Genomic DNA, 17126 nt, shown 5'->3' on the forward strand with positions numbered 1-17126 from the left:
GACCCAGGGGCGCGGGGAACTGCGCGACCAGCCACGACGCGACCCGCACCCGGCAACGAACCCCGAAAGGCCACCCCATGACAAGCCCCGCCCGCATCGAGGGCCTCCTCCTCGGCATCGCAGCCGGCGACGCGGCAGGCTGGCCGTCGGGACGACACCGCGCGGCCCGCCTCCCCGACTGGACCCGCCGCCTCACCCGCGAACTGGACACCTTCGCGGAGCAGAACGCCACGACGACGCTCCCCGTCCCCATCGCCCTGAACCAGCCCCCCGAACCCCTCCGCCTCGGCCCCTCCGACGACGCCGAATGGGCGGCGTTCACGGCCCGGGCCGTCCTCGCCGCCCACGCCGACGGCCTCGGCGACCTGCCCCCCGACCAGAGGGTGCGCTCCGCGCTCTCCCTGGCCTGGAACGCCCTCGCGGACGAGATCGCGGCGGCCGCCGCCCGCGCCGACGAGATCGAGTCGGCCAAGATCCCGCTGCGCGCCCGCATCTCGGTGCGCGCGGGCCTCGGCAACCTCGCCGCGGGCCTGCGCCCGCCCGCCACCGGCCACGACAACCCGCACTACTTCGACGACGCGGCCTGCGTCCGGGCCGCCGTCCTCGCCGTGGTCCACCCGGGCGAGCCCGAACGGGCCGCGGACCTGGCCGAGTTCGACGCCCGCTACACCCAGGACGGCGACGGCGTGCACGGCGCCCGCGCGATGGCGGCCGCCGTCTCCGCGGCGCTCGGCGGAGAACTCGTCGACGCCTGCGTGGACGCGGCGCTGGCCCAGCTCCCCGAGGGCACCGAGATCCACCGCAACGCACACCGGGCCGTCGAGCTCGGCCGCGCCGCGGCCGCCGCCCGCCCGGGCCTGCCCGGTAACGCGTTCGCGCTGGTCCCGGTCCTGGAGCACGAGATCGTCGACCACGTCTACAGCTACGGCATCGCGGCCGCGGAGACCGTCCCGGTCGCCCTCGCGGTGGCGACGGCCGCCGCGGGCGCGGTCTCCGAGGCGGTGCCCACCGCGGCCTGCCTCTCCCGCGTCGCGGACAGCGCACCCGCCCTGGCCGGCGCCCTCACCGGCGCGGTCGGCGGCGCCGACGCCCTCCCGGACAGCTGGCGCGACGCCTGCCGCACCCTCGCCGGCTGCGCCCTGCCGGCCCTGGCCGGCACCGACCTCACCCACCTCGCGGCCCGCCTGGCCGACAACACGCCTCACTCCATCTCCCGTACCGCAGAAGGAACTCCGGCATGAGCAACGCCCCCTCCCTCCCGTCCCTGGAAGACCGCACCACCGGCGCCCTGGTCGGCGCGGCCGTGGGCGACGCGCTCGGCGGCCCCGTCGAGGGCTGGACCCCCGAGGCGATCGCGGAGCGGCACAACGGCCGGGTCCGCGGCATCGTCGAGCCGTTCTACAAGGACGACTGGAAGACGGCCCGGCCCATCGCCCCGTACCACAAGGGCGACGGGCACGTCACCGACGACACCCTGATGACGCACGCGCTGATCCGCGTGTACGAGAAGGTCCGCGACCACCTCGACGCGTACGCCGTCGCCGACCACCTGGTCCCCGACCTGATCGGCACACCCCGCTGGATCCCCGAGCTGGAGGCGGAGGCCCTGCCGCTGCAGCGCATCTTCCTCGCGGAGAAGTGGATCGTGGCCCGGATCCACTACGGGCACGTGGACCCCCGCGAGGCGGGCGTCGGCAACATCGTGAACTGCGGCGCCGCGATGTACATGGCGCCGGTCGGCGCGGTCAACGCGGGCAACCCGCTGAAGGCGTACGAAGAGGCGCTGGACGTGGCGGGCGCCCACCAGAGCAGTTACGGCCGCGAGGCCGCGGGCGTCTTCGCGGCGGCCGTCGCCGCCGCGTACCGGCCGGGCGCGACGCCCGAGTCGGTCGTCGAGGAAACCCTGAAGCTGGCCAAGGACGGCACCCGGTCCGCGATCGAGGCCGTCTGCGAAGTAGGCGCCCGCTACGACGACTTCGAGGACGCGCTCGCCCCGCTGCGGGAGGCCGTGGCCCCCTTCGACACCGTCGGCCCCGAGTACCGCAAGCCGTCGCTCGGCGCCCGCCGCCCCTCCCGGCTGCACGCCATCGAGGAGCTTCCGGTGGCGCTCGGCATGCTGCTCGTCGGCCGCGGCGACTTCCGGCAGACCGTCCTCGGCTCGGTCAACTACGGCCGCGACTGCGACTCGATCGCCACGATGAGCGGCGCGATCGTCGGCGCCCTGTACGGGGAGCAGGCCGTCCCCAAGGAGTGGAGCACCGAGATCGCGCGGGCCAGCAAGCTCGACCTGCACACCCCGGCGGCGTCCCTCGCGCAGGTCACCCGCGAGGTGCACGCCCGCGACCTGGAGCGCCGCCGCGCCCACGAGGCCGCGTTCGCGACGATCGCGGGCCTGTGATGCTGCGACTGACCTGGGTCCAGCCCGAGGACCTGATCGGGCACGAACTGCGCCAGGCGGCCCAGGACGGCCGGGACGCCTCCGGTGCCGAACGGCGCTGGGTGGCGGCGGGCGGCCATCTCGCCCCGGACCGGGCGGGCGCCTCCGCGACCCCGGCCACACCCGAACTCCGCGCGCTGGCAGAGGAGTTGCTGGACGAGCTGGCGGCCGAGCCGTCCCCGCTCGCGGCGACGGAACCGGCGGAGTACCGGGCCCCCTTGCCCCCCGCCCCGGCGCCCGCGCCCGCGCCCGCAGATCCCGATACCGAGCTGCGCCGGCTGCACGCCGCGTGGCTCGGCAGGGCGGCCGGCTGCCTGCTGGGCAAGCCCGTCGAGAAGCTGACCCTGACCGGCATCCGGGCGATCGCCCGGTCCACGGGGAACTGGCCCCTGACGAGCTGGTTCACAGAAGTGGGCCTGGACCCGGAGATCGCCCGGGAGCACCCCTGGAACCGCCGCTCGCGCCCCACCTCCCTCGCCGAGAACATCGACGGCATGCCGGAGGACGACGACCTCAACTACCCGCTGCTCGGCCTGCTCCTGATCCAGCGTCACGGGCACGACTTCAGCACCGAGGACGTGGCGAAGCTGTGGCTGGACGAACTCCCCGCGGGCCGCACCTTCACCGCCGAGCGCGTCGCCTACCGCAACCTCCTCGCCGGTCTGGAGCCGCCGCACACGGCGACGTACCGCAATCCGTTCCGCGAGTGGATCGGCGCCCAGATCCGGGCCGACGTCTTCGGCTGGACGAACCCGGGCGACCCGGCCCGCGCCGCCGAACTCGCCCACCGCGACGCCTCGTTGACGCACACCGCCAACGGCGTCTACGGCGAGATGTTCGTGGCGGCCGCGATCGCCCACGCGGCGGGCCCCGCCCCCACCACGGTCCACGAGACCCTCACCGCGGCCCTCGCCCACATCCCGCCCCAGTCCCGCTACGCCCAGGCGATCCGGTTCGGCATCGACACGGCCGCCGCCGAACCCACCGGCACCCCCGAGGCGTTCGAGCAGGTCGTGGACGCCCTGCACCAGCGCTACGGCGACCACCACTGGGTCCACGTCCTGCCCAACGCCGCGCTGCTGGCCGCGGCCCTCACCCACGCCGACGGCGACTTCGCGGGCTCCGTCTGCCGCGCGGTGTCGGGCGGCTGGGACACCGACTCCAACGGCGCCACGGCCGGCTCGATCGCGGGTCTGCTCGCGGGCGACCCGGACGTGCTGCCCTCGTCCTGGACAGCACCGCTGAAGAACCGGCTCGCCACCACGGTCGCCGGTTTCGACGGCATCGGCTTCGACGAACTGGCCCGGCTCACTCTGGAGGCCCGCGCATGACGACCCCGCGACAGCACACCGCCGACGGCCCGCTGACCGGGCTGAAGGTCCTCGACCTGGCCACCCTCTTCGCCGGTCCGCTCTGCGCGACGATGCTCGGCGACTTCGGCGCCGAGGTCGTCAAGATCGAGCACCCGCGCAAGCCGGACCCCTCGCGCGGCCACGGCCCGTCCAAGGACGGCGTCGGCCTGTGGTGGAAGACGCTCGGCCGCAACAAGAAGAACCTCACCCTCGACCTCTCCTCCCCCGGCGGCCGCGAGGTCCTGCTCAGGCTGGTCGCCGAGTCGGACGTCGTCATCGAGAACTTCCGCCCCGGCACCCTGGAGAAGTGGCAGCTGGGCTGGGACGAGCTGAGCGCCGCCAACCCGCGCCTCGTGCTCGCCCGCGTCACCGGCTTCGGCCAGTTCGGCCCGTACGCGCGCCGCCCCGGATTCGGCACGCTGGCCGAGGCCATGTCCGGCTTCGCCGCGATCACCGGCCAGCCGGACGGACCCCCGACGCTGCCCCCGTTCGGCCTCGCCGACTCCATCGCCGCGCTCGCCACCTCGTACGCGGTCATGGCGGCGCTGCGCGGCCGGGACACCACCGGCCGCGGCCAGGTCGTCGACATGGCGATCATCGAGCCGATGCTGGCGATCCTCGGCCCGCAGGCCACCTGGTACGACCAGCTCGGCTACGTCCAGCCGCGCACCGGGAACCGCTCCACGAACAACGCGCCCCGCAACACGTACCGCACCAGCGACGACAAGTGGGTCGCGGTCTCCACCTCCGCCCAGTCGATCGCGGAGCGCGTGATGCGCCTGGTGGGGCGCCCCGAGGTCATCGACGAGGAGTGGTTCGCGACGGGCGCCGGCCGGGCCGCGCACGCGGACGAGCTGGACGCCGCGGTCGGCGGCTGGATCGCGGCGCACACCCGCGACGAGGTGGTGACGGCCTTCGAGAAGGCGGAGGCGGCGATCGCGCCGATCAACGACATCCGTGACGTGCTCGACGACGAGCAGTACCGGGCCCTGGAGACGGTCACCGAGCTGCCCGACCCGGACCTCGGCACGGTGAAGATGCAGAACGTCCTCTTCCGCCTCTCCGAGACCCCCGGCGGGATCCGCTGGACGGGCCGCGGGCACGGCGCGGACACCGACGAGATCCTGTCCGGCCTCGGCCTGTCGCAGGCGGAAGTCGCCGCCCTGCGCGAGGCTGGTGCGGTATGAGCACGTTGTACGTCACCTGGCTGTACGTCCCCGGGGACCGCCCCGATGTGGTCGCCAAGGCGCTGGGCTCCGGCGCCGATGTCGTCCTGGTCGACCTGGAGGACGCGGTCGCCCCCGACCGCAAGGCCTACGCGCTCGACGCGACCGCCGAACTCCTCGCCGACAAGCACCCGGTACCGGTGCACGTCCGGGTCAACGCGCTCGACGGACCGCTCGCCGAGCAGGAGGTGCGCCGCCTGACCGGGCTGCCCGGACTGGGCGCGCTGCGCCTGCCGAAGGTGACCGGCGCGGCAGACCTGACCCGCGTCGCCGACTGGGCGGGTGCGGCGCCGCCGCTGTACGCGCTCCTCGAATCGGCCCTCGGCATCGAGCACGCCTACGACATCGCGGGCCATCCCGCCGTGCACGGCATCGCGCTCGGTGAGGCCGACCTCCGCGCCGACCTGGGCGTCGCGGACGCGACGGGTCTGTCCTGGGTGCGCGGCCGGGCGGTGGTCGCCGCCCGTGCGGCCCGGCTGCCTCCGCCGCCGCAGTCCGTCTACCCGGACATCCGGGACACCGCGGGCCTGGCCCGCTCCTGCGCCGAGGGGCGTGCGCTCGGTTTCCTGGGGCGCACCGCGATCCATCCGCGGCAGCTGCCGGTGATCGAGGAGGCGTTCCGTCCGACGGAGGCCGAGGTGGCGGCGGCCCGCGACATCGTCTCCGCGGCGGCCGCCGATGCGGGGGCGCTGGCGCTGGCGGACGGCCGTTTCGTGGACCCCGCCGTCGTCGCGGGCGCGCACCGGGTCCTCGACCTGGCGGCCCGATGACCGAAGCGCCCCTGAGCGAGCGAAGCTCGCTTCAGGGGCGCGGGGAACTGCGCGAGAAGCGGCCACCGGCCGTCAGCCGAAGGTCACCCCTTCTTGGCCTCAGCCTCAGTCGCAGGCTCGGCCTCCGCGGAGGCCTCCTTCTCGGCATCCGACTTCGGCTCAGAGCCGGAATCCGGCTCGGGCTCACCCTTGTCCAGGTCCACGACGGAGTCGGAGTCCCCGGTGACAGGCTCGACCACCTCTTCGCGCCCGGGCCGCACCTTCGCCGACACCACCATGTAGACCACGGCGAGCAGGAAGATGAGCATCGCGGTCCAGTCGTTGAGCCGCAGCCCCAGAATGTGGTGCGCGTCGTCCACGCGCATCCACTCGATCCAGAACCGCCCCACGCAGTACGACGCGACGTACAGCGCGAACGCCCGCCCATGCCCGAGCTTGAACCTGCGGTCGGCCCAGATGACGAGCAGCGCGACGCCGATGCACCACAGCGACTCGTACAGGAACGTCGGGTGGTAGGTGCCAGGAACCCGGCCGTCGGTGTCGGAGGTGATCTTCAGTGCCCACGGAAGGTCGGTCGGCTTGCCGTACAGCTCCTGGTTGAACCAGTTGCCCCAGCGGCCGGCGGCCTGGGCCAGCGCGATGCCGGGCGCGAGGGCGTCGGCCCAGGCCGGGAGCGGGATGCCACGGCGGCGGCAGCCGATCCAGGCGCCGACCGCGCCGAGCGCGATGGCGCCCCAGATGCCGAGGCCGCCCTCCCAGATCTTGAAGGCGTCCACCCAGTCACGGCCCTCGCTGAAGTACAGCTCGTAGTCCGTGATCACGTGGTAGAGGCGCCCGCCGACCAGGCCGAACGGCACCGCCCAGACGGCGATGTCGGCAACCGTGCCGGCCCGCCCGCCGCGGGCGATCCAGCGCCTGTTCCCGAGCCAGACGGCCAGGAAGACGCCGATGATGATGCAGAACGCGTAGCCGCGCAGCGGGATCGGTCCGAGGTGGACGACCCCGCGCGACGGGCTGGGGATGTAGGCAAGTTCCATGGCAGGGTCGACGCTACCGTGCCGGGCCCGGGCCGCGTCCGGCAGCCCGGCAACGGGTCCGTAACGGACTACTTGTCAGCGGCCTCCACCTGCTCCTTCAGCTTCTGCGGCGTCAGCGAGTTCAGGTCGAGCGTCTTGCCGTTCAGGATCACCGTCGGGGTGCCCGAGAGCTTGTCGTCCTGGAACTTCTTGTAGCTCTTCTGGATCCAGGTGTCGTGCTTGCCGCCGTTCACACAGGACGTGAAGGTGTCCGTGGTCAGGCCGTCGACCTTGCCCGCCAGGTCGAGCAGCTTGCTGTTCTTGGAGAACGCGTCGTCCGTCTCCTCCGGCTGGTTCTCGTACAGCACGTCGTGGTAGTCGCGGAACTTCCCGGCGTCCTGGGCGCAGCCCGCCGCGTTGCCCGCGCGCAGGGAGCCGCTGCCGCCCATGTTCGAGTCGATGAGGGTGACGAGGTGGTACTCGACCTTCAGCTTCCCCGCGTCGGTCAGCTCGTGGAGGGTCGTGCGGTACGAGTCCTCGAAGGCCTTGCACGCCGGGCAGCGGAAGTCCTCCCAGATGGTGAGGGTCGACTTGGCGGTGTCCTGGCCGACGGGGATCGCCAGCTTGTCGGTGCCGGCGGCGCCCTGCGGCGCGCTCACCGGGCCGGACGCGGTGTCACTGTCGCCGTCGCCACCGGAATTGGCGGCGACCACGCCGATCACGGCGGCCAGGCCGAGCACACAGACGACGCTCGCGCCCACGATCAACGTCCGGCGCCGCTTCTCCGCGGCCTTCTGCTTCTCGCGCTCCGCGGCCAGTCGCTCGCGGGCGGCGCGCTTTCCCTCACGGTTCTTCTCACTCACACCCGCGCCAACGAGACGGGGAGGCACCAACGTGCCTCCCCGCAACGTATTCCACCCGTAAGGGGTACGTGACTCCGTGTTACTTCGTGCCCCGTACACCTTCGGCGAGCTCGGCGGCGAGGGCCCGCACGCCCTCCAGGCCGGCCTTCTCGTCGGGGGCGTCCAGCATCCGCTTCACGAACGCTGAGCCGACGATGACCCCGTCCGCGAAGGAGGCGACCTCCCGGGCCTGCACCGCGTTGGAGACGCCGAGGCCGACGCAGACCGGCAGTTCGGTGGTGGCCCGGGTGCGGTCGACGAGTTCCTTGGCCTGGTTGCCGACCGACTCGCGGGTGCCGGTGACGCCCATCAGCGAGGCCGCGTAGACGAAGCCGGAACCGGCCGCGGTGATGGTGGCGAGGCGCGCGTCCTGGCTGCTGGGCGCGACGACGAAGACGGTGCCGAGGCCGTTCTTCTCGGCGTGCTGCCGCCATTCGGCGGACTCCTGCACCGGCAGGTCGGGCAGGATGCAGCCCGCGCCGCCGGCCTCGGCGAGCTCGGTGGTGAACCGCTCGACGCCGTAGATGTAGATCGGGTTCCAGTACGTCATGACGAGCACCGGCTTGCCGGTCGCCTCGAACGCCTCGCGCACGGTGCGCATGACGTCCTTGATCTTGAGGCCGCCGCGCAGCGCGATGTCGTCGGCGGTCTGGATGACCGGGCCGTCGAGCACCGGGTCGGAGTGCGGCAGGCCCACCTCGACCACGTCGGCGCCGCCGTCGAAGGCGGCCTTGACCGCCTCGATGCCGCCGTCGACCGACGGGAAGCCGGCCGGGAGGTAGGCGATGAGGGCGGCGCGGCCCTCGGCCCGGGCACCGGCGAGGGTGTCGGACAGCAGCTGAAGGTTCCCGCTCACTTGGACTCCCCCTCGGTGGCCTCGGTGTCGTAGAGACCGAAGTAGCGGGCGGCGGTGTCCATGTCCTTGTCGCCGCGCCCGGACAGGTTGATGACGATCAGTCCGTCCTTGCCGAGCTCCTTGCCGACGTCGAGGGCGCCCGCGAGGGCGTGCGCCGACTCGATGGCCGGGATGATGCCCTCGGTCTGCGACAGCAGCCGCAGCGCCTGCATGGCCTGGTCGTCGGTGACCGCGCGGTACTCGCCGCGGCCGGAGTCCTTCAGGTAGGCGTGCTCGGGGCCGATGCCCGGGTAGTCCAGGCCCGCCGAGATCGAGTAGGGCTCGGTGATCTGGCCCTCGTCGTCCTGGAGGACGTACGACCGTGAACCGTGCAGGATGCCGGGGTTGCCCGCGGACAGGGTCGCCGCGTGCTCGCCGGTCTCGACGCCGTGGCCGGCCGGCTCGCAGCCGATCAGGCGGACGCCGGCGTCCGGGATGAAGGCGTGGAACAGGCCGATGGCGTTGGAGCCGCCGCCGACGCAGGCGATCGCGGCGTCGGGCAGCCGCCCCGCGCGCTCCAGGATCTGGCGGCGGGCCTCGACGCCGATGACGCGGTGGAAGTCGCGGACCATCGCCGGGAAGGGGTGCGGTCCGGCGACGGTGCCGAAGAGGTAGTGCGTCTCGTCGACGTTGGCGACCCAGTCGCGGAACGCCTCGTTGATGGCGTCCTTGAGGGTGCGGCTGCCGGACGTGACGGCCTCGACCTCGGCGCCCAGCATGCGCATCCGGGCCACGTTCAGGGCCTGACGCTGGGTGTCGATCTCGCCCATGTAGATCTTGCAGTCGAGGCCGAGCAGCGCGCAGGCGGTGGCCGTGGCGACGCCGTGCTGGCCGGCGCCGGTCTCGGCGATCACGCGGGTCTTGCCCATGCGCTTGGTGAGCAGGGCCTGGCCGAGCACGTTGTTGATCTTGTGCGAGCCGGTGTGGTTCAGGTCCTCGCGCTTGAGGAACACCCGGGCGCCGCCCGCGTGTTCGGCGAACCGCGGTACCTCGGTGAGGGCGCTCGGGCGGCCCGTGTAGTGCACGAGGAGGTCGTCGAGCTCGCGGGCGAACTCGGGGTCGTTCTTGGCCTTGTCGTACTCGACGGCGACCTCGTCCACGGCGGCGACGAGCGCCTCCGGGATGAACTTGCCGCCGAACGCGCCGAAGTAGCCCTCGGCGCTGGGGATCTGACCGTCGGGGTCAGGGATGAAGTACTCGCTGGGCATGCGTCAACCTCACGGTGGGTTCTGGTGATGACTAAACGCCGTGGGGGCATGGGTGTGTCGTCGGGCGGCCTGTCCTGGGTGGCCGGTCGCGTCGTTCACCGCGCCCCTAACGGGGCGCTTGCCATCGCATGCCGTTGATCTGGCCCGGCTCCGCACCGATGTGGTAGCGCACGCGCCGCCCGCGCACCCGGCGTGCCGGGGCCCGGCAGCCGCGGGGGCGGCAGCCTGGGGCGAGGCGGGCGGCGATGGACATGACGGTGAGACTACCGCCCGTGCCGCAGGGCCGGGTGGGCGCCCGCGGCGACCAGGTCGGCGACGGCGGCCTTCGGGTCGCGGCCGGTGACCAGGGACTCGCCGACGAGGACCGCGTCCGCGCCCGCGTTGGCGTACGCGATCAGGTCGTGCGGGCCGCGCACGCCGGACTCGGCGATCTTGACGATGTGGTCCGGGATCTCGGGGGCGACGCGCTCGAAGGTGCCGCGGTCGACGGTGAGGTCCTTGAGGTTGCGGGTGTTGATGCCGATGACCTTGGCCCCGGCGTCCACCGCCCGCTCGACCTCGTCCTCGTCGTGCGCCTCGACGAGCGCGGTGAGGCCGATGGACTCGGCGCGCTCGATGAGGGACTCCAGGGCGGGCTGCTCCAGGGCGGCCACGATCAGCAGGGCGAGGTCGGCGCCGTACGCACGGGCCTCCCACAGCTGGTACGAGGTGACGATGAAGTCCTTGCGCAGGACCGGGATGTCGACCTTGGCGCGGACCGCCTCCAGGTCGGCCAGCGAACCGCCGAAGCGGCGCTGCTCGGTCAGCACGGAGATGACGGCGGCGCCGCCCGCCTCGTAATCGGCCGCGAGACCGGCCGGGTCGGCGATCGCGGCGAGCGCGCCCTTGGACGGGCTGGACCGCTTGACCTCGCAGATGACCTTGACGCCGTCGCCGCGCAGGGCCGCGACCCCGTCCTTGGCCGCGGGAGCCTTCGCCACGCGCTCCTTGAGCTCGTCGAGGCTGACGCGCGCCTGCCGTTCCGCGAGGTCGGCACGGACTCCGTCGATGATCTCGTCGAGCACACTCACGCGAGCGGACTCCCTTCTGACAGTTCACTGGGCAATCTGCTGGTCACTGAAATGGTATCCGTAGCCGGGCTGAGGCTCCGCATCCGGTTGACGTTGGTCCCACCACCTGGACAGTTACGGATGATCAAGGGTGCAGGAAGCCACCCAGGGGCAGGTTCCGGACAACCGTGAAGACGAGCACGACGGCGCCGAGCGTCCACAGGTGCGCACGGCCGGGGCGCAGGCCGAACGGCACGCCCCGCAGGCCCCGGGCGGCCCGTACGGCCCACACGGTCCAGCCCACGGCGAAGAGGGCGTACCCGGCGACGGCGAGGGCGTTGGCGCCGAGCGCCGCGGTGAGGTCGCCGTGCACGATCGCGTGGGCGCTGCGCAGTCCGCCGCAGCCCGGGCAGTAGATCCCGAAGATCTGGAGGAGCGGGCAGGCCGGATAGTGACCCGGCTGGTTGGGGTCGACGGTGCCGACATAGGCGAAGGCCGCCGCGACGCCGCCGAGGAGGCCCAGCGGCACCGCGGTGCGGCGCAGGAGGCCGGGGTGGTCGTGGGCGGTCGCGGGCGCGGTGTCGGTCGTCTCGACGGTCACCCGTGAATTCTGCCCCGGGGGCCTGCCCCGCGCCTGTCGGCGACACGAAGGGGCGGCCGGCGATCGTGTCGCCGGCCGCCCCTTCGCGGTGTACGTGGCTCAGGCCTCCGAGCCGGAGGGGTTGAGCTTCAGCTCGGCGCGGCGCGGCTTGCCGAGACCGGCGACGTGCATCGCGCCGCCGACGATCGCGGCGAGGGCGAGCAGGGCCATGCCGGCCCAGAAGCCGACGACGCTGCCCATCACCATGAAGGCGCCCGCGACTATGAAGCCGATGAAGGCGATGATGACACCGGTCCAGGCGGCCGGGGTGTGTCCGTGGCTGCTGTCCGCCATGGCTTGCTCCTCGTTGCGTAATTCTCTCAGCTGACCAGCGCGTTGCTCAGGCTGCTTGCGCTCATTGTCCCGTACCGTTGCGCGGCTCCGGCACGGGGGGTTGGTGGACGGGCGTCAGGCGCCCGTCGGGTCCTCGCCGCGGTCCAGGGCCTTCCACAGGTCCTCGGGGCGGTCCGGGTCGACGGCCTTCTGCTTCTTGGGCCGCGGGGCACCGGAGCGCTCGTAGCGGCCGCCCATCGAGGGCCAGGCCGCGCCGTAGATCACGGCGAGGATTCCGGCGACCAGGATGAGGGCGCCGCCGCCCGCCGCGACGTAGGGCCAGGCGGTGTGGGTGAGCGCGTCGATGGTGGTCGCCGCGTTGCCGGAGGCCTGGGCCGCCTTGTCGTCGAGGGCGGAGCTGTCGTCCGCGCCGAGCACGGCGGCGGCGACGGCGCCCGCGCCGGACAGGGCGAGCAGCGAGGCGACCAGGAAGCGGCCCGCGCGGCGCACGGCGAACACGGCGACGAGCGCCGCGAGGCCGACGACGGCCAGTGCGGCGGGGACGCCGGTCACGTCGCTGCCCTTGGCGGAGAGCTCCAGGTCGCCGCCGGCGACGGCCGCGACGCCCGAGCACCACTCCTGGCGGGAGGCGAGCAGCGCGACCGCGGCGCCGACGGCCCCGAAGAGCAGCGCGACGGCGAGGCTGCGCCGGCCGCGCCTGGCGGCGGGGCCGGTCTCGGCGGCTTCGGTACGGGGGTGCGGTACGGCAGTCACGTACTCCACTATCGCCCCTCTGTACAGGTGGAGGGGGCTTCCGGGCGGGAGGCGTGCGTCACGTCACACTGTGTGCGCGCCGAGCCGGTTCGCCGTGTGCACCGCGCGCAGCACGGCCGCGGCCTTGTTGCGGCACTCGGTGTCCTCGGCGACCGGGTCGGAGTCGGCGACGACGCCGGCGCCCGCCTGCACGTAGGCGGTGCCGTCGCGCAGGAGTGCGGTGCGGATGGCGATGGCGGTGTCGGAGTCCCCGGCGAAGTCGAGGTAACCGACGCAGCCGCCGTACAGGCCGCGGCGGGAGGGCTCCAGCTCGTCGATGATCTGCATCGCGCGGGGCTTGGGGGCGCCGGAGAGGGTGCCGGCCGGGAAGCAGGCGGTGAGCACGTCGTACGCGGTGCGGTCCTCGGCGACCTGTCCGGTGACGGTGGACACGATGTGCATGACGTGCGAGTACCGCTCGATGGACATGAAGTCGACGACCTCGACGGAGCCGGGCTCGCAGACGCGGCCCAGGTCGTTGCGGCCGAGGTCGACGAGCATCAGGTGCTCGGCGCGCTCCTTGGGGTCGGCGAGGAGTTCGTCGGCGAGGGCCTGGTCCTCCTGCGGGGTGGCGCCGCGCGGCCGGGTGCCCGCGATGGGGTGGACCATGGCGCGCCCGTCCTCGACCTTGACGAGGGCCTCCGGGGAGGAGCCGACGACGTCGAAGCCGTCGAACCGGAAGAGGTACATGTACGGGGACGGGTTGGTCGCGCGCAGGACGCGGTAGACGTCCAACGCGCTTGCGGTGCAGGGGGTTTCGAAGCGCTGGGAGGGGACGACCTGGAAGGCCTCGCCCGCGCGGACGCGCTCCTTGATGTCGTCGACGGCGGCCTGGTACTGCTCGCCGCCCCACAGCGCGGTGAACTCGGGGAGTTCGGAGGGCGGCAGCGCGGCCGGGGCGGTGTCGGCGGGCTTGCCGAGGTCGGCCTCCATGGCGTCGAGCCGGGCGACGGCGTCGGCGTACGCCTCGTCGACCCCGGTGTCGAGGTCGTTGTGGTTGATCGCGTTGGCGATGAGCAGGACCGAGCCGTCCCAGTGGTCGAGGACGGCGAGGTCGCTGGTGAGCAGCATCGTCAGCTCGGGCAGTTTCAGGTCGTCGCGCTCGCCGGGGCCGATCTTCTCCAGGCGGCGCACGATGTCGTAGCCGAGGTAGCCGACCATGCCGCCGGTGAACGGGGGCAGGCCCTCGTAGCGCGGGGTGTGCAGGGTCTCGACGGTGGCGCGCAGGGCGGCGAGCGGGTCGCCGTCGACGGGGACGCCGACGGGCGGGGTGCCCAGCCAGTGGGCCTGTCCGTCGCGCTCGGTGAGGGTGCCCGCCGAGCGGACGCCGACGAACGAGTAGCGGGACCACGACCGGCCGTTCTCCGCGGACTCCAGGAGGAACGTGCCGGGCCGCTCGGCGGCGAGCTTGCGGTACAGGCCGACGGGGGTGTCGCCGTCCGCGAGGAGCTTGCGGCTGACGGGGATCACTCGGCGGTCGGTCGCCAGCTTGCGGAAGGTCTCGAGATCCATGGCGGCCGACCTTACTGGGTGACGGGGAGGACGTCGGCGTCGAAGCAGGTCCGCGCGCCGGTGTGGCAGGCGGCGCCGACCTGGTCGACCTTGACGAGCACGGTGTCGGCGTCGCAGTCGAGGGCGACGGACTTCACGTGCTGGTAGTGGCCGGAGGTGTCGCCCTTGACCCAGTACTCCTGGCGGCTGCGCGACCAGTAGGTGCAGCGGCCCGTGGTGAGGGTGCGGTGCAGTGCCTCGTCGTCCATCCAGCCGAGCATCAGCACCTCGCCGGTGTCGTACTGCTGGGCGATGGCGGGGACCAGGCCGTCGGCGCTGCGCTTGAGGCGGGCGGCGATGGCGGGGTCGAGGTCACTGGACTGGGGCGTGCTGGTCATACGTGTCATTGTGCCGCGCCACTTGTGCGGGTTCTGTCGGCGTCCACTGTCCGGACGGCGGGGCCGGTCGTAGGCTGGCGGCCATGTCGACCCATGCCAAGCGTGAACGGCTTCTTCTCGCGGACCTGCTGGAGGCGGCGGGCCCGGAGGCGCCCACCCTGTGCGAGGGCTGGACCGCCCGTGATCTCGCGGCCCATGTCGTGGTGCGCGAGCGGCGCCCCGACGCGGCGGGCGGAATCCTCCTCAAACAGCTCGCGGGGCGTCTGGACCGGGTCCAGGCGGAGTTCGCGGAGAAGCCCTACGAGGAGCTGATCCAGCTGATCAGGACCGGTCCGCCGCGTTTCTCGCCCTTCTCCCTGAAGCAGGTCGACGAGGCGTCGAACGCGGTGGAGTTCTATGTCCACGCGGAGGACGTGCGCCGGGCGCAGCCCGACTGGTCGCCGCGTGAGCTGGACCCGGTGTTCTCGGAGGCGCTGTGGTCCCGCCTGGAGCGGATGGCCCGGATGGTGGGCCGCAAGGCGCCGGTCGGGCTGGTGCTGCGGCGGCCCGACGGGCAGACGGCGGTGGCCCACAAGGGCGCTCCGGTGGTCACGGTCACCGGCGAGCCGGCCGAGCTGCTGATGTTCGCGTTCGGCCGGCAGGCCGCGGCGGACGTGGAGCTGGAGGGCGACAAGGCGGCGGTGGACCGGCTCACCGAGACGAAGGCGCTGGGGCTGTAACCGGCTCCTGGTCGATCACCGTGCGCGGCACGGGAGTTGCGGCGGGTGCGCGGCGGGTCCACAGCAGTGCGCCCGCCGTCAGGCCGAGCAGCGCGGGCAGCCAGGCCGCCGCCCCGGCCGGCAGGGCGCTCGCCACCATGCTGCCGCAGGCTCCGGCGAGTTGCAGGGCGAGGGACTGCACGGACAGGGCCGTGGCGCGTCCCGAGCTGTCGGTGCGGCGGTGCAGGAACTCGCTGACGCTGGGGCTCGCCGCGCCGATGCCCACGTAGACCAGGAGATAGCCGAGCGCGGCCGGGGCGGCGAGGTCCACCGCCGCGGTGACGCAGAGCAGGGCGATGCCGAGGACGGCGGCGAACTCGCCGACGAGGACGGCCCGTTCGCCGCTGCGGGTGAGGCGGGCGACGAGCGGTGCGAGGCGGTTGCCGAGGGCGGTGCCGCAGAATCCGGCGCAGGCGAGGACCGCGTAGAGCACGGCGCCGCCGTCGGCGCTGCCGGTGAGGTCGGCGGCGCGGCCGGGGGTGAGCAGTTCGACGACGCCGATCGCGCTGCCGACGGCGGCGGCGGTCAGCACGACGCGGCGCACCAGGGCGTCCCGCGCGGTGTGCTTGACGCCGGAGGCGATGGTGCCGGGGATGCCGGCGAGGACGCCGCGCAGGGTGGCGGGCGGGCGCGGGGGTTCGGGCAGGGCGACCATGACGTAGCCGACGTAGAGGGCGCTGATGAGCGCGCCGAGCACCAGGGGCACGGCGAGCGTCGGCACTCCGGTGGCGGCTTCGAGGCGGCCGTCGCGGTCGAGCAGCCAGGGGCCGAGGCCGCCGCACAGGGTGCCGAGGGCGAGGGCGGCGGCTCCGGCGGCGCCGCCGCGGGCGAGGCCGGGGCGCAGTTCGGCGTCGGGGCCTTCGTGGGCCTGCACGGTGTCGACGTACCAGGCTTCGGCGGGGCCGCTGTTGAGGGCGCGGGCGGCGCCCTTGAGCGCCATGGCGAGGACCAGGACCCAGACGGTGGTGCCGAACGCGGTCAGGGCGAGGGCGGCGGCGGTGAGCACGCCGGACGCGGCGAGGACGGCGCGGCGGCCGAGGACGTCGGAGAGGCCCCCGGTGGGCAGTTCGAGGGCGGCGGCGGTCAGGGAGTGCACGGCGAAGAGGGCGGCGATGGCGGCGAGGGACACGCCGCGCTCGGTCAGCAGCAGTACCTGGACGGGGACGCAGAGGCCGACGGGCAGCCAGAACAGGAACGACACCGCGCTGTAGCGGCGCCGGGCGGTGAGCGGGTCGAGGACCATCGCGGTCAGCCTCTCATCGGGAACGCGTACAGGTGGACGCCGACCATTTCGCGGCCCTCGGGGTCCGCGGTCCTGCCGTGCTCGGTGTACCGGGCGACGACGGCGTGCAACTCGGCGGTCATGTCCTTGAGTTCGTCCGGGGTGAGCCGGGCCATGAAGTCGGAGCTGTCGTGCGCGTCCTGCCACTCGGCGCTCCATCCGGCGCGCTGTTCGAGGAAGCGCAGGTAGTGGTCGCGGCGCTGGTCGTACATGACGCGGGACAGGGCGGTGTGGGCGGCGGCGCCCTCCGGGCTGTCCCGGAAGTCCTTGCTCTCGATGCGGAGTGTCTCCTGGGCGGCCTGCCACCAGCGCTCCCGCGCGTCGCCGCCCTCGCGGCGCTCGGCCTCCTCGATCAGCCCGTGCTCGGCGAGCTTGCGCAGGTGGTAGCTGACCAGGGAGACGGCCGTGCCGTCGTCGAGGTCGTCCACGAGCTGGGAGGCGGTGGCGGTCCCGCGCATCTTCAGGGCTCCGTAGAGCCGCATGCGCAGGGGGTGGCCGAAGGCCTTGAGGGTGGCGAGGTCCGCGATGCGGCGTGGCTCTGACATACCTCGACCGTAGATGCGCAAGAAATGTTGCGCAACAAAAATTGCGCAACAGATGCTTCGTGAATTCGCAG

The 17126-nt window shown here is 73.2% G+C and carries 18 protein-coding genes; 6 read left to right on the plus strand and 12 right to left on the minus strand.

Annotation, left to right across the window (positions count from 1 at the left end; translation table 11 throughout):
- Positions 1–77 precede the first annotated feature (77 nt).
- From ABII15_RS10395 to ABII15_RS10415, 5 genes are read left to right on the plus strand one after another with little or no spacing between them, the layout of a single operon-like run.
- Positions 78–1241: an ADP-ribosylglycohydrolase family protein gene (locus ABII15_RS10395; protein ID WP_353941999.1), complete on the plus strand. Its 1164-nt coding sequence runs from the start codon at positions 78–80 to the stop codon at positions 1239–1241.
- Positions 1238–2398 carry an ADP-ribosylglycohydrolase family protein gene (locus tag ABII15_RS10400; RefSeq protein ID WP_353942000.1) on the plus strand — a complete coding sequence of 387 codons (1161 nt, stop codon included), beginning with the start codon at positions 1238–1240 and terminating at the stop codon, positions 2396–2398. The genes ABII15_RS10395 and ABII15_RS10400 overlap by 4 nt, the downstream gene beginning before the upstream one ends.
- The gene (locus ABII15_RS10405) at positions 2398–3768 is read left to right on the plus strand and encodes an ADP-ribosylglycohydrolase family protein (RefSeq protein ID WP_353942001.1); all 1371 of its coding nucleotides are present in this window, start codon (positions 2398–2400) and stop codon (positions 3766–3768) included. The genes ABII15_RS10400 and ABII15_RS10405 overlap by 1 nt, the downstream gene beginning before the upstream one ends.
- Positions 3765–4976, plus strand: coding sequence for a CoA transferase (locus tag ABII15_RS10410; protein WP_353942002.1), 1212 nt, complete (start codon positions 3765–3767; stop codon positions 4974–4976). Before ABII15_RS10405 ends, ABII15_RS10410 begins: the two co-directional genes overlap by 4 nt.
- Entirely contained in the window at positions 4973–5785 is an 813-nt protein-coding gene (locus tag ABII15_RS10415) for a CoA ester lyase (RefSeq protein WP_353942003.1), read from the plus strand. The genes ABII15_RS10410 and ABII15_RS10415 overlap by 4 nt, the downstream gene beginning before the upstream one ends.
- Positions 5786–5868: 83 nt before the next feature.
- Here ABII15_RS10415 and lgt read toward each other — a convergent pair whose 3' ends face one another.
- From lgt to hisI, 10 genes are all read right to left on the minus strand, one after another.
- A complete protein-coding gene (gene lgt, locus ABII15_RS10420) occupies positions 5869–6822 on the minus strand; it encodes a prolipoprotein diacylglyceryl transferase (protein ID WP_353942005.1) in 954 nt (317 codons plus the stop codon).
- A 68-nt stretch (positions 6823–6890) separates the two neighbouring features.
- The gene (locus ABII15_RS10425; RefSeq protein ID WP_353942007.1) at positions 6891–7664 is read right to left on the minus strand and encodes a thioredoxin domain-containing protein; all 774 of its coding nucleotides are present in this window, start codon (positions 7662–7664) and stop codon (positions 6891–6893) included.
- 79 nt (positions 7665–7743) lie between these two features.
- Positions 7744–8559: a tryptophan synthase subunit alpha gene (trpA, locus tag ABII15_RS10430; protein WP_353942009.1), complete on the minus strand. Its 816-nt coding sequence runs from the start codon at positions 8557–8559 to the stop codon at positions 7744–7746.
- Positions 8556–9806 (minus strand): tryptophan synthase subunit beta, encoded by a 1251-nt coding sequence (gene trpB, locus ABII15_RS10435; protein ID WP_353942011.1) that lies wholly within the window; start codon positions 9804–9806, stop codon positions 8556–8558. Before trpB ends, trpA begins: the two co-directional genes overlap by 4 nt.
- Before the next feature lie 263 nt (positions 9807–10069).
- Positions 10070–10876 (minus strand): indole-3-glycerol phosphate synthase TrpC, encoded by an 807-nt coding sequence (gene trpC / locus ABII15_RS10440; protein ID WP_353942012.1) that lies wholly within the window; start codon positions 10874–10876, stop codon positions 10070–10072.
- Between the two features lie 124 nt (positions 10877–11000).
- On the minus strand, positions 11001–11456 hold the full coding sequence (locus ABII15_RS10445; protein ID WP_353942013.1) for a DUF2752 domain-containing protein: 456 nt from the start codon (positions 11454–11456) through the stop codon (positions 11001–11003).
- 99 nt (positions 11457–11555) lie between these two features.
- Positions 11556–11789: an HGxxPAAW family protein gene (locus ABII15_RS10450; protein ID WP_353942014.1), complete on the minus strand. Its 234-nt coding sequence runs from the start codon at positions 11787–11789 to the stop codon at positions 11556–11558.
- Positions 11790–11903: 114 nt separating this feature from the next.
- Positions 11904–12551 (minus strand): TIGR02234 family membrane protein, encoded by a 648-nt coding sequence (locus ABII15_RS10455; protein WP_353942015.1) that lies wholly within the window; start codon positions 12549–12551, stop codon positions 11904–11906.
- 54 nt (positions 12552–12605) lie between these two features.
- Positions 12606–14093, minus strand: coding sequence for an anthranilate synthase component I (locus tag ABII15_RS10460; protein ID WP_353942016.1), 1488 nt, complete (start codon positions 14091–14093; stop codon positions 12606–12608).
- An 11-nt stretch (positions 14094–14104) separates the two neighbouring features.
- A complete protein-coding gene (hisI, locus tag ABII15_RS10465; protein WP_353942018.1) occupies positions 14105–14470 on the minus strand; it encodes a phosphoribosyl-AMP cyclohydrolase in 366 nt (121 codons plus the stop codon).
- A gap of 83 nt (positions 14471–14553) precedes the next feature.
- Here hisI and ABII15_RS10470 point away from each other — a divergent pair, with 83 nt between their 5' ends.
- On the plus strand, positions 14554–15189 hold the full coding sequence (locus ABII15_RS10470) for a TIGR03085 family metal-binding protein (protein ID WP_353942019.1): 636 nt from the start codon (positions 14554–14556) through the stop codon (positions 15187–15189).
- On the opposite strand, the gene ABII15_RS10475 is transcribed toward ABII15_RS10470, so the two are convergent.
- Complete coding sequence (locus tag ABII15_RS10475; RefSeq protein WP_353942020.1) at positions 15161–16471, minus strand: MFS transporter; 1311 nt, start codon at positions 16469–16471, stop codon at positions 15161–15163. The genes ABII15_RS10470 and ABII15_RS10475 overlap by 29 nt on opposite strands.
- Before the next feature lie 5 nt (positions 16472–16476).
- Positions 16477–17055, minus strand: coding sequence for a helix-turn-helix domain-containing protein (locus ABII15_RS10480; protein WP_353942021.1), 579 nt, complete (start codon positions 17053–17055; stop codon positions 16477–16479).
- Positions 17056–17126: the final 71 nt, after the last annotated feature.

Source organism: Streptomyces sp. HUAS MG91 (assembly GCF_040529335.1).
GTDB lineage: Bacteria > Actinomycetota > Actinomycetes > Streptomycetales > Streptomycetaceae > Streptomyces > Streptomyces tabacisoli.